Here is an 11,576-nt window from a genome sequence, read left to right as displayed (position 1 = left end):
GACGACAATCTCGCCAACACCGCCGGAATTCGATGCGTCTGTCTGCTCAGCGTTCTGTGCGCAGGCAGGGGTGGCAGCAAGGCCCGTAACCGATGCAATGGCAATTACCGAAACGGCATTCATTAGCGTTTTCATACTTCCCCCCTAAAAAAGGTTCGGTCCTCTCCTTCCACCTTCCCGGACGCTCCGGAGTATGCTCCGTGAACATCCGCAAATCGTTGACAAGAGTGAGCCGGTGGGGGCAGAAATCAATCTGCAAGCGACGTGCACACCCTTGATGCATGAAACTTAATTGTTGTCATAAAGACTACTTATTCAGCCTCAGGCTCACCCTGTGAGAACAGGCAAAAGTTCAGGCCCCACGGGTCATCACCTCCCGCTACCGGACTGATGATACGAGCCCCCGACGCAACGCAAAAAAGGCGGCAGACCATATCCATGACCTGCCGCCAACTCAGGACAATCAGCGAATCACTCGGCCGATAACCGGAGCGACTGCCACAACCACGGCGCGAAGCTGCGCCAGACTTCGATGTGGAACCGGGTTTCGCTCTCGCGCACCAGGACCATTTCCACGGTCTCGTAAATCGTGCGCGTCGCCTGGCCCGGCGCCATCCGGTCGAGATCGAGCGGGCAGCCGCTCATGATCAGCGCGGCGGCGCCCTCGCCTTCCACCGTGATCCCGACGGCCCGCGAGCTGATATCGACGACGCTCACCGGCTCCTCCTCCCCCGAGGGAAGCTGCGTTCCCACTGGGAGCAGGGCGAGGAACTCGTCCGGGCCCAGTTGCGCGATGCCATCTGTCACGCCGCCGATCCGGCCGGGCAGTTCCCGGCCGACGACCGCCGCCAGCTTCGCCGGATCGCGCGCCCGCAGCGAATAGCGCTGCAAGGCCGCGCTGCGCGAAACGCGGACGCCGTCGGCGGCGAACGGTTCGTCCGGAAGCGGCGAGGTGGAAACAGACAGACTAGACATTGATCCGCGCCCCTTCTGGATCGAAGAATACCATGCCCGAGACTTGCGCCTTGTGAACCGCGCCGGGCATGGGAATGTGCAGGGTTTCGTCCATCCGCTCCTGCCCTCCGGCAACGAGCGCGAAGGCAATCGAGCGGCCCAGAGCCTCGCTCCAGTAGGACGAGGTGACATGGCCGAGCATGGTCATCGGCACCGGCTGCGCCGGATCGGCAACGATCTGGGCGCCTTCTTCCAGCACGAGGCTCGGGTCTTCGGTCAGCAGGCCGACCAGATGCTTGCGGCCGGGCGCGACGATATCCGGGCGGGCCAGCGAGCGCTTGCCCACGAAGTCCTTTTTCTTCTTGCCGATCGCCCAGTTGAGCCCGGCGTCCATCGGCGTCACCGTGCCGTCGGTATCCTGGCCGACGATGATATAGCCCTTCTCCGCGCGCAGCACGTGCATCGTCTCGGTGCCGTAGGGCGTGATGCCATAGGGCTGGCCGGCCGCCACGATCTGCTTCCACACCGCCGGGCCATATTCGGCAGGCACATTGATTTCGAAGCCGAGTTCGCCGGTGAAGCTGACCCGGAACAGGCGCACCGGCACGCCGCAGATCTGCCCCAGCCGCACCGACATGTGCGGGAACGCTTCGGGCGAAAGATCGATATCGGTATCGAGCGCCGAGAGCACATCGCGCGCACGCGGCCCCTGCAGCGCGATGACCGACCATTGCTCGGTGGTGCTGGTAAGCCACACGTCGAGATCCGGCCATTCGGTCTGGAGGTAGTCCTCCATCATCGCCAGCACACGCGCCGCGCCGCCGGTGGTGGTGGTCACATGGAACCGGTTGGGCGAGATCCGGCCGGCCACACCGTCATCCGTAATGAAGCCGTCTTCGCGCAGCAGCAGCCCGTAGCGGCACCGCCCCGGTTCGAGCATCTTCCACGGGTTCGTGTACATGCGGTTGAGGAATTCGGCGGCATCGGGGCCGACCACTTCGATCTTGCCCAGCGTCGAGGCATCGAAAATACCCACGCTTTCGCGCACCGCGCGGCACTCGCGATTGACCGCCGCGTGCATGTCTTCGCCATCTTGCGGGAAGTACCATGCGCGGCGCCACTGCGACACCGGCTCGAACACGGCGCCGTTGTCCTGCGCCCAGCCGTCGATCCCGGTCTTGCGGGTGGCCTGGAACAGCGCGTCCTTGGCATGGCCCGCCAGCGCCCCGAAGGTCTGCGGCGTATAGGGCGGGCGGAAGGTGGTGAGGCCGACATCGACGACCGGCCGCCCCAACGCGGTTGCCGCCAGTTGCAGGCCATTGATGTTCGAGGTCTTGCCCTGATCGGTCGCCATGCCGTTGGTGGTATAGCGCTTGACGTGTTCGATGGACTTGAAGCCCTCGCGCACGGCAAGGCCGATATCCTTGGCAGTCACGTCGTTCTGGAAATCGACGAAAGCCTTGATGCGCGAGGCGTCCTTGGGCGTCGGCAAGGCCGGAACCACCACACCCGTGCCGAGATCCATCTGCCCGGAGCAGGCGCCCGCGCAGCGCACGTTCTCGTTCGCCTTGTCCGGCACGTAAGCGCCCAGGCTTTCGTCCCACGCGATCGTGCCCTTGCTGTGCGACCACAAGTGCAGTGTCGGCGTCCAGCCGCCCGCCATCATCAGCGCGTCACAAGCGATGCGCTTGCGGCCCGTGCCGCTATTCGCCGCGATCTCCACGCCGGTCACTTTGTGGCGCCCGGAAACGCCGATCACGCTCGATCCCAAGTGAACCGCGATACCCAGGTCCGCCGCCTGCCGGAGCAAGGCATCATCCACGGTGTCGCGCACGTCGACAATAGCGGAGATGGTCACACCTCCGGCCGCCATGGCAAAGGCATCCTGCCAGCCGCTGTCGTGGCTGGCCATCAGCGCCGGGCGCCGCCCGATCGCCACGCCGTAGCGGTAGAGCCAGGTGCGTGCGGCCGAGGCCAGCATGACGCCCGGCGTATCGTTGCCTTCGAACACCAGCGGCCGCTCGATCGCGCCCTGCGCCAGCACCACTTCGCCCGCGCGGATGCGCCAGAGCTTCTCACGCGCGCCGCTGCCGGGCTGTGCGAGATGGTCGGTCAGGCGTTCCACCGCGCCCACAAAGTTGTCGTGATAGAAACCGAAAGCGGTGCAGCGGGTCAGGATGCGCACATTGGCCGCCGCCGTCAGCGTGGCGACGCTCTGCGCGAGCCATTGCGCCTGATCCGGATCGCTCAGCGCCCAGCCGCCCAGTTCGTTCTGCTCGTCGATCAGGATGACGCGCTTGTCGCTGCCCGCCTCGGCCAGCGCCGCTTCGAGCCCCGCGCGCCCCGCGCCGACCACCAGCAGATCGCAGTGGACATAAGCGGCCGTGTAGTGATCGGGATCGATCTCGGTGGGCGAATTGCCCAGCCCCGCCATCTTGCGGATCGTGGGCTCATAGAGCTTTTCCCAGAACGAGCGCGGCCACATGAAAGTCTTGTTGTAGAAGCCCGCCGGGAAGAACATGCCCAGACGGTCATTCACCGCCAGCATGTCCGTCTTGAGCGAGGGCCAGCGGTTCTGGCTGGACGCCTCAAGGCCTTCGTAGATCTCGACCGCGGTGGCGCGCAGGTTCGGCGTGAACCGCCCCGGCCCGCGCGTGACCGAAACCAGCGCATTGGCATCCTCGACGCCCGCCGCCATCACGCCGCGCGGCCGGTGATACTTGAACGAACGCCCGAACAGCGTCACGCCGCTCGCCAGCAGCGCCGAGGCCAGCGTGTCGCCCTCATAGCCCTGATAGGTCTGCCCATCGAACGTGAATGCCACCGTGCGCGCACGATCGACGCGCCCGGCCCCTGTAACCCGATATCCGCTCATCGGCGTTCCTCACCGGCCTTGTAAGTGGTTTCGAACTTGTCGGTCACGGTATCGCGCACCGCATTGAAAAAGCGGCCGCACCCGTGGATGTGGCGCCAGCGCTCATGATGGCGCCCGCGCGCGTTGGACCGGATGAAAAGATAGGTTTCCCATTCCTCGTCGCTCAGCGCCGAAGGATCGAGGGGCCGCGCGATATGCGCTTCGCCACCATAGGCGAACTCGATTTCGGGGCGCTTCTCGTCGCAATAGGGACAATGGATCAGCAGCATGGTGTTCCCCCCTTAGTGCGCGACGGCCGCGGCGGCGGCTTCGTCGATCAGCCTGCCAGTGCGGAACCGTTCGAGATTGAACGGCGCATTGATCGGATGCGGCGCGTCATGGGCGATGGTGTAGGCCAGCAGATCGGCCGCCCCCGGCGTCGCCTTGAACCCGCCCGTGCCCCAGCCGCAATTGACGTAGAGACCCGGCACCGGCGTCTTGCCCAGGATCGGCGAGCGGTCAGGCGTCACATCGACAATGCCGCCCCAGCTGCGCAGCATGCGCATCCGCCGGAAGATCGGAAAGATTTCGCAGATCGAAGCCAGGGTATGCTCGATGATGTGCAGTGCGCCGCGCTGCGAATAGCTCACGTACTGGTCGGTCCCGGCCCCGATCACCAGTTCGCCCTTGTCGGACTGGCTCATGTAGGCGTGCACGGTGTTGGACATCACCACGCAGGGGAACACCGGCTTGATCGGTTCGGAAACCAGCGCCTGCAGCGGATAGCTTTCGAGCGGGAACCGGAGACCCGCCATCTGCATCAGCACCGAGGAATTGCCCGCCGCCGACACGCCCACTTTCTTCGCCGCGATGAAGCCGCGTTCGGTTTCCACGCCCTCCACCGCGCCATCGGGCCCGCGCCTGATCCCGGTCACCGCGCAGTTCTGGATGATATCGACCCCGCGCGAGGCCGCACCGCGCGCATAGCCCCAAGCCACGCTGTCATGCCGGGCGGTGCCGCCGCGCCGCTGGAGCGCCGCGCCCATGACCGGATAACGCGCGTTGGGATCGATCGACAGCGGCGGACAATAGGCCTGAGCCTCTTCGGGCGTCAGCCATTCGTTGTCCACGCCGTTCAGCCGGTTGGCATGGATGTGGCGCTTGAAGCTCTGCACGTCATGGACATTGTGCGCGAGCATCAGCACGCCGCGCTTGGAATACATGACGTTGTAATTCAGTTCCTGACTGAGCCCGTCCCACAGTTTGACGGCATGGTCGAACAAGTGGGCGCTTTCGTCATAGAGATAGTTGGAGCGGATGATCGTCGTATTGCGGCCGGTATTGCCGCCGCCGATCCAGCCCTTCTCGATCACCGCGACATTGGTGATGCCGTATTTGCTGGCAAGGTAATAGGCAGCCCCAAGGCCATGGCCGCCGCCGCCGACGATGATGGCATCGTAGGAGGCCTTGGGCTCGGCCGTGGGCCATTGCTCCTGCCAGCCCTTGTGCCCGCCAAGGGCCTTGGTGAAGAGATTAAGCGCACTGAAACGGGTCATGCCGCACGCTCCGCTGGGAAATAGGAAACCAAAACCGTGGCGCCTTCCCGGCTGCCCGCAAGGTGGGGGGCGCCGGGAGCACGGACGAAGAAATCGCCCGCGCCGTAGATCGTGTCATCGTCGTACATCTCGCCTTCGAGGACGTAGATCTGCTCCACTTCCTCATGGCTGTGCGTCGTGGCGTAAGCGCCGGGCTCGAAACGCATGAGGAACGTGCGCAGCCCGGTTTCCGCATCGTTCAGCAGCGGCATGACGAGGAAGCCCGGCGAGGCGCTTTCCTGCCACTCCCCGCCGGCCCGCAGCATTGCGGTGCCGGTCTTGGGCAGCGGCAGTCCGCCCGCCATGCCATGGACGAAGACATCGTTCACGATCTGAGCGCCGTGTTGTCGGGATCGAAGGGAGAATCGGGGATCACTGTCGCCCGGTGGCGCTTGCCCAGAATGAGGATCTCCAGTTCGGTGCCGGGCACCGCCAGTTCCGGCGAGACCATCGCCAGCGCCAGCGACTTGCCGACGCGCCAGCCATAGCCGCCCGACGTCGCACGCCCGACGATCGTATCGCCCTGATAGATCGCCTCGGACCCGCGCGCATCGGCATCGGTCACGTCATGCACTTCCAGAGTAACGAAGGCATTGCTCTCGCCCGCCTCGTGCCAGGCCATCAGCCCCTCACGCCCATGGAAATGGGTCTTCTTCTTGCTGATGAAGCGATCGAGACCGCTTTCGAACGCCGAATACTCCACCGACATTTCGCGCGGGATCAGCTTGTAGCTCTTCTCCATCGCCATCGAGACCATGGCGCGGATGCCGAAGGGCTTGATGTCGAATTCCGCGCCCGCCTCCATGAGCTTGTCGAAGATGTAGTTCTGCATCTCGATCGGGTGATGGATTTCCCAGCCCAGCTCGCCGACGAAGTTGACGCGCAAGGCTTCCACCGGCGCCGCGCCGATGCTGATGGTCTGCCCGGTCAGCCAGGGGAAGGCCGCATTGGACAAATCGGACTTCGTGACTTTGGCCAGCACGTCGCGCGAGCGCGGACCGGCCAGGACCAGCACGCCCATCGCCGTGGTGAGCCGTTCGAACGAGACCGAACCGTCCGTCGGCAGCGCCTTCTTCAGGCAATCATGGTCATGCCGTTCGAGCGCGCCTGCCGAAACGAGATAGTAGCGCTGCGGCGCGATCTTGTAGACGGTGAACTCGCTGCGCACGCCGCCCTTGGCCGTCAGCAGATAGGACAGCGACACGCGCCCGACTTTCTTGGGAACAGCATTGGTCAGCAGCCCGTCCAGCCAGCTTTCCGCCCCCGGGCCGGAGATTTCGCACTTGGCGAAAGCCGACATGTCCAGCAGACCGACTTTCTCCGTCACGTGGCGGCATTCGTTGCCGACATGCTCGAAATAGTTGGAGCGGCGGAACGACCACTTTTCGCGGATCGGCTCGCCTTCTACGACCGGATGATTCTCGTTGAGGATCACGTCCGCCTTGTCGAGATCGGCCTCGGTCAGTTCGTAGCCTTCGGGCGCGAACCAGTTGGGGCGTTCCCAGCCGAACACGCTGCCGAACACCGCGCCCAGCTTCTTCATCTGGTCGTAGCACGGCGCCTGGCGCAGCGGACGGGCCGCCTCGCGCTCCTCGTCGGGATAGTGGACGGCGAAGACTTTCGCATAGGCTTCCTCGTTCTTCTCGACGAGATAGCCGCGCCCGGCGTAATCGCCGAAGCGGCGCGGATCGACGCCCATCATGTCGATCGAAGGTTCGCCTTCGACGATCCAGTGGGCGAGCTGCCAACCCGCGCCGCCTGCTGCCGTGATCCCGAAACTGTGGCCTTCGTTGAGCCAGAAATTCTTCTTGTTCCAGGCAGGACCGACGATGGGCGACCCGTCGGGCGTATAGGCAATGGCGCCGTTGTAGACCTTCTTGAGGCCGACCTCGCCAAAGGCCGGCACGCGCTCGATCGCGGAGAGGATGTAGGGTTCCAGGCGCTCCAGCGCGTCGGGGAACAGTTCGTATTCGGCATTGGGCGCGGGGCCATCGAGATAGCAGGCAGGCGCGCCCACTTCGTAAGGCCCAAGCAGCAGGCCGCCGGCCTCTTCGCGCATGTACCAGCTCGCATCGGATTCGCGCAGGACGCCCATTTCCGGCAGGCCCTTGGCGCGGCGCTCCAGAATCTCGGGGTGCGGTTCGGTCACGATGTACTGGTGCTCGACCGGGATCACCGGCACGTCGAGGCCGACCATCGCGCCCGTCTGCCGGGCGAAGTTGCCCGAAGCCGAGACCACGTGCTCGCAGGTGATCTCGCCCTTGTCGGTCGAGACGACCCATTCGCCATTCGGCTTCTGGGTAATGCCGGTGACGGCGGTATTGCGGTAGATCTTGGCGCCCCGCTGGCGCGCCCCCTTGGCGAGCGCCTGGGTCAGGTCGGCAGGCTGGATATAGCCGTCCGCCGGGTGGCGGATCGCGCCGATAATGCCGTCCGTCTGGCACAGCGGCCAGATGTCCTGAACCTGCGCGGGGGTGAGAACTTCCACATCCACGCCAATGGTCTGGGCGACCCCGGCATAGTACATGTACTCGTCCCAGCGATCGCGGCTGTTGGCGAGGCGAATGTTGCTGACGTTGGAAAAGCCGACGTTCAGCTCGGTCTCCGCTTCCAGGCTCGGGTAGAAGTCCACCGAGTACTGGTGCAGCTTGCCCACCGAGTAGCTGAGGTTGAAAAGCGGCAGCAGCCCCGCCGCGTGCCAGGTCGATCCCGACGTCAGCTCATGCCGTTCGAGCAGGACAACATCGGACCACCCCATTTTGGCAAGATGATACAGCGTGCTGACGCCGATCACACCGCCACCGATTACCACCACACGTGCAGTATCCTGCATGAAACTCTCCAACTCGATTACTGCTGGAACCATGGCAGAAGCCGCGAGACGCAAGCAACGCCGCACTGCGAGATTAGATTTTCTGATTGCTCACTTAAGCAAGTTCATATGAAGCGCGCGCAGGCACGCCGGGCCCGCGCGGCTCCGTCAGGCCACTTCGGCAGGCGGAATCGCAGCCCGCCGCTTGAACTGGTAAGCAACCACCGCGCTGACGAAGAGCAAGGCGCACAGGCTCACCTGCTCGCGCAGATCCGGCTTCGTCGCCATGAGCGCGAACACCGCCAGAATCCCCGCGACCAGCGCGTAACTGACGTAAGGGAAGAACCAGACTTTCACCGGTATCGATTCGCCCGCCGCATCGAGGCGGCGGCGTAAAATGATCTGGCTGAACGCGATCAGCAGATAGACGCACAGGATGATCGCACCGGAAGACTGTAGCAGGAACACGAAAGCCCGTTCCGGAGACGCGATCGAGACCAGCACCATCGCGAAACCGGCAAGGCTGCTGATCACGATGGCAAGGCTCGGCACCCGGCGCATCGAAACATAGGTAAACAGGCCGGGAGCGTCCCCGCGTTCGGCCATTTCATGCAGCATGCGCGACGTCACGTAGATCGCCGAATTGAGGCACGAGGCCACGGCCGTGAACACCACGGCGGACATGAACGCCCCTGCCCCGGGAATATGCACGCGCATCATCGCATCGGCGAAAGGCGAATGGCCGGGCACGATCTCGTTCCACGGCACGATCGCAACGATTACCGCAATCGAACCGAGGTAGAAAAACAGGATACGCAGGGCGACCGTGCGCGCGGCGCGCACGACGTTTTCCGCCGGATTTTCCGTTTCCACCGCGGCAATCGTGGCGACTTCGCTGCCCATCATCGAGAAGATCACCACCGGGATCGCGGTGAACAGCGCCATCCCGCCTGCGGGAAACAGGCCGCCGCTCGCCTTCATCGTCGAAACCGTCGCCCCGATGCCGGGGCCGAACCCGAATATGAACGCCACCCCCAGCGCAATGAAACAGGTGATCGTCAAGACCTTGAGCGCGGCGAACCAGAACTCGGCCTCACCATAGGCACGCACGGACAGCAGGTTGAGCAGCGTGGTGAGCACGATCAGCGCCGTGCTCATGATCCACGGCGGCACAGCCATGAAGTCGGACAGGATCGCCGCCCCCGCAATCGCCTCCACCGCGATCGTCACCACCCAGAAGTAGAAATAGAGCCACCCGCACACGAACCCCGCCCAGGGCCCCAGCCCCAGCTTGATATAGCCGGTGAAAGTGCCCACCCCCGGCCGGGCAATCGCCATCTCGCCCAGCATCCGCATGATCACGAAGACGAGCATGCCGCACATCGCATAGGTGAACAGCACCGATGGCCCGGCGATGTTGATCGCCGCGCTGGACCCAACGAAGATACCGGCCCCGATGATGCCGCCAAGCGAGATCATCGTGACGTGCCGGGGTTGCAGCGAGTGCGCAAGCGTCTGGTGATCTTCTGGGGGCCTCGGTGTCATTCCGGCAATCTCCTACGCTGTTGAAACAGGCATGATGGATCGCACGCACGGACGTGCATGCATGAATTGCGCAGTGGCCTCCCGATCGGGAAAGACGCGCGACATCCGCGACCATACAGCCGGACATATCTTCGCTTCACCCCAACACCAACCGCAAACAAGAAAGGTGTTTTTATCTTTTAAAATCAAATACTAGATAGATATTCAATTCAATTTGTGCACACGGCTGCAGGCCGCACAATTCACCCGGCGACGGCCATGCCCTCATAGATCGGAAAGTCCGCGCACAGCTGCTCCACCCGCGCGCGCACCGCGGCTTCGGCCTGGGCATCGCCCGCATCGCCATTCTTGCGCAGGCCGCCCACCACTTGCGCGATCAGTTCGCCGATCAGCGTGAATTCCTCCACGCCGAAGCCGCGCGTGGTGCCCGCGGGCGTCCCCAGCCTGATGCCCGACGTCACGAACGGTTTTTCAGGATCGTTGGGAATCGCGTTCTTGTTGCAAGTGATCGACGCCCGGTCGAGCGACTGCTCGGCATACTTGCCCTTGGCGCCATAGGGCCGCAGGTCCACCAGCATCAGGTGGTTATCGGTCCCGCCCGACACGATATCGAGCCCTTGCGCCTTGAGGCTGGCCGCCAGCGCCCGGGCATTGTCGACCACGCCTTGCGCATAGGCCTTGAAAGCCGGTTCCATGGCCTCAGCGAAGGCCACTGCCTTGGCGGCAATGATATGCATCAGCGGGCCGCCCTGCAGGCCGGGAAAAATGGCCGAATTGATCTTCTTCGCGATCGCCTCGTCATTGCTCAGGATCAGCCCTGAGCGAGGCCCGCGCAGCGACTTGTGCGTCGTCGTGGTCGTCACGTGAGCATGGGGCACCGGCGAGGGGTGAACGCCGCCTGCGACCAGACCGGAAAAGTGGCTCATATCCGCCAGCAGATAGGCGCCCACTTCGTCCGCGATTTCGCGGAAGCGCTGGAAATCCCAATGGCGCGAATAGGCCGTCCCGCCGCAGATGATCAGCCTGGGGCGGTTTTCCCGCGCGATCCGGGCCACTTCGTCCATGTCGATGATGTGATCGTCAGGCCGGACGCCGTAAGGGATCGGCTTGAACCACTTGCCGCTCATGTTAACCGACGAGCCGTGCGTGAGGTGCCCGCCCGCCGCCAGATCGAGCCCCATGAAGCTGTCTCCCGGCTGCAGCAGCGCGAGGAAGACGGCCTGATTCATCTGGCTGCCCGAATTGGGCTGCACGTTCGCGAAATGGCTGCCGAACAGCGCCTTGGCGCGTTCGATCGCCACCGTCTCGATCTCGTCGACATATTCGCAGCCGCCGTAGTAGCGCTTGCCCGGATAGCCTTCGGCATACTTGTTGGTGAGGATCGACCCGGCCGCTTCGAGCACGGCCTTCGAGCAGATGTTCTCGCTCGCGATCAGCTCGATCTTGTCACGCTGGCGGCCGAGTTCCTTGCCGATCCAGCCTGCGATTTCGGGGTCTGCAGCCGCAAGCCCCGACGTGAAGAAACCCGGACGCCGCGTGAGAACTTCCGCATTCATCGTGATTAACTCCCCATAGGCACAGCGCCGGGCGCCTTGCCACGTGATTGTAGGTCAAACCGCTCCAGTCATTTCCGGCACGGCATTGAAGAGGTCCGCGACGAGACCGATGTCTGCGACCTGGAAGATCGGCGCGTCCTCGTCCTTGTTGATGGCGATGATGGTCTTGGAGTCCTTCATGCCGGCGAGGTGCTGGATCGCGCCCGAGATGCCCACCGCGATGTAGACTTCCGGCGCCACGATCTTGCCCGTCTGGCCGA

General features: G+C 64.0%; 9 protein-coding genes. All 9 read right to left on the bottom strand.

Annotated elements, in window-relative coordinates; translation table 11 throughout:
• Nucleotides 1-471: 471 nt before the first annotated feature.
• Nucleotides 472-975, bottom strand: coding sequence for a sarcosine oxidase subunit gamma (locus MTR66_RS20695; RefSeq protein ID WP_243924535.1), 504 nt, complete (start codon nt 973-975; stop codon nt 472-474).
• Entirely contained in the window at nt 968-3,829 is a 2,862-nt protein-coding gene (locus MTR66_RS20690) for a 2Fe-2S iron-sulfur cluster-binding protein (protein ID WP_243924533.1), read from the bottom strand. Before MTR66_RS20690 ends, MTR66_RS20695 begins: the two co-directional genes overlap by 8 nt.
• Entirely contained in the window at nt 3,826-4,098 is a 273-nt protein-coding gene (locus tag MTR66_RS20685; RefSeq protein WP_243924531.1) for a sarcosine oxidase subunit delta, read from the bottom strand. Before MTR66_RS20685 ends, MTR66_RS20690 begins: the two co-directional genes overlap by 4 nt.
• Nucleotides 4,099-4,110: 12 nt before the next feature.
• Nucleotides 4,111-5,364, bottom strand: a complete 1,254-nt coding sequence (locus MTR66_RS20680; protein ID WP_243924530.1) for a sarcosine oxidase subunit beta family protein — start codon at nt 5,362-5,364, stop codon at nt 4,111-4,113.
• Nucleotides 5,361-5,732, bottom strand: coding sequence for a cupin domain-containing protein (locus MTR66_RS20675; RefSeq protein ID WP_243924529.1), 372 nt, complete (start codon nt 5,730-5,732; stop codon nt 5,361-5,363). Before MTR66_RS20675 ends, MTR66_RS20680 begins: the two co-directional genes overlap by 4 nt.
• Nucleotides 5,729-8,236 carry a GcvT family protein gene (locus MTR66_RS20670; RefSeq protein ID WP_243924528.1) on the bottom strand — a complete coding sequence of 836 codons (2,508 nt, stop codon included), beginning with the start codon at nt 8,234-8,236 and terminating at the stop codon, nt 5,729-5,731. Before MTR66_RS20670 ends, MTR66_RS20675 begins: the two co-directional genes overlap by 4 nt.
• 147 nt (nt 8,237-8,383) lie before the next feature.
• On the bottom strand, nt 8,384-9,760 hold the full coding sequence (locus MTR66_RS20665; RefSeq protein ID WP_243924527.1) for an amino acid permease: 1,377 nt from the start codon (nt 9,758-9,760) through the stop codon (nt 8,384-8,386).
• A 242-nt stretch (nt 9,761-10,002) separates the two neighbouring features.
• Complete coding sequence (gene glyA, locus MTR66_RS20660; RefSeq protein WP_243924526.1) at nt 10,003-11,316, bottom strand: serine hydroxymethyltransferase; 1,314 nt, start codon at nt 11,314-11,316, stop codon at nt 10,003-10,005.
• Nucleotides 11,317-11,370: 54 nt separating this feature from the next.
• On the bottom strand, nt 11,371-11,576 hold a 206-nt coding region (locus tag MTR66_RS20655), incomplete at its 5' end, for an electron transfer flavoprotein subunit alpha/FixB family protein (RefSeq protein ID WP_243924525.1).

It is taken from the genome of Novosphingobium beihaiense (genome assembly GCF_022832375.1).
Lineage (GTDB): Bacteria > Pseudomonadota > Alphaproteobacteria > Sphingomonadales > Sphingomonadaceae > Novosphingobium > Novosphingobium beihaiensis.
This window is presented reverse-complemented; position numbering and strand designations above follow the sequence as displayed.

Excerpts from the sequence above, each read along its gene's own strand:
- MTR66_RS20695 (WP_243924535.1), bottom strand. The coding sequence starts at position 975 with ATGTCTAGTCTGTCTGTTTCCACCTCGCCGCTTCCGGACGAACCGTTC.
- MTR66_RS20690 (WP_243924533.1), bottom strand. The coding sequence starts at position 3,829 with ATGAGCGGATATCGGGTTACAGGGGCCGGGCGCGTCGATCGTGCGCGC.
- MTR66_RS20685 (WP_243924531.1), bottom strand. The coding sequence starts at position 4,098 with ATGCTGCTGATCCATTGTCCCTATTGCGACGAGAAGCGCCCCGAAATC.
- MTR66_RS20680 (WP_243924530.1), bottom strand. The coding sequence starts at position 5,364 with ATGACCCGTTTCAGTGCGCTTAATCTCTTCACCAAGGCCCTTGGCGGG.
- MTR66_RS20670 (WP_243924528.1), bottom strand. The coding sequence starts at position 8,236 with ATGCAGGATACTGCACGTGTGGTGGTAATCGGTGGCGGTGTGATCGGC.
- MTR66_RS20665 (WP_243924527.1), bottom strand. The coding sequence starts at position 9,760 with ATGACACCGAGGCCCCCAGAAGATCACCAGACGCTTGCGCACTCGCTG.
- glyA (WP_243924526.1), bottom strand. The coding sequence starts at position 11,316 with ATGAATGCGGAAGTTCTCACGCGGCGTCCGGGTTTCTTCACGTCGGGG.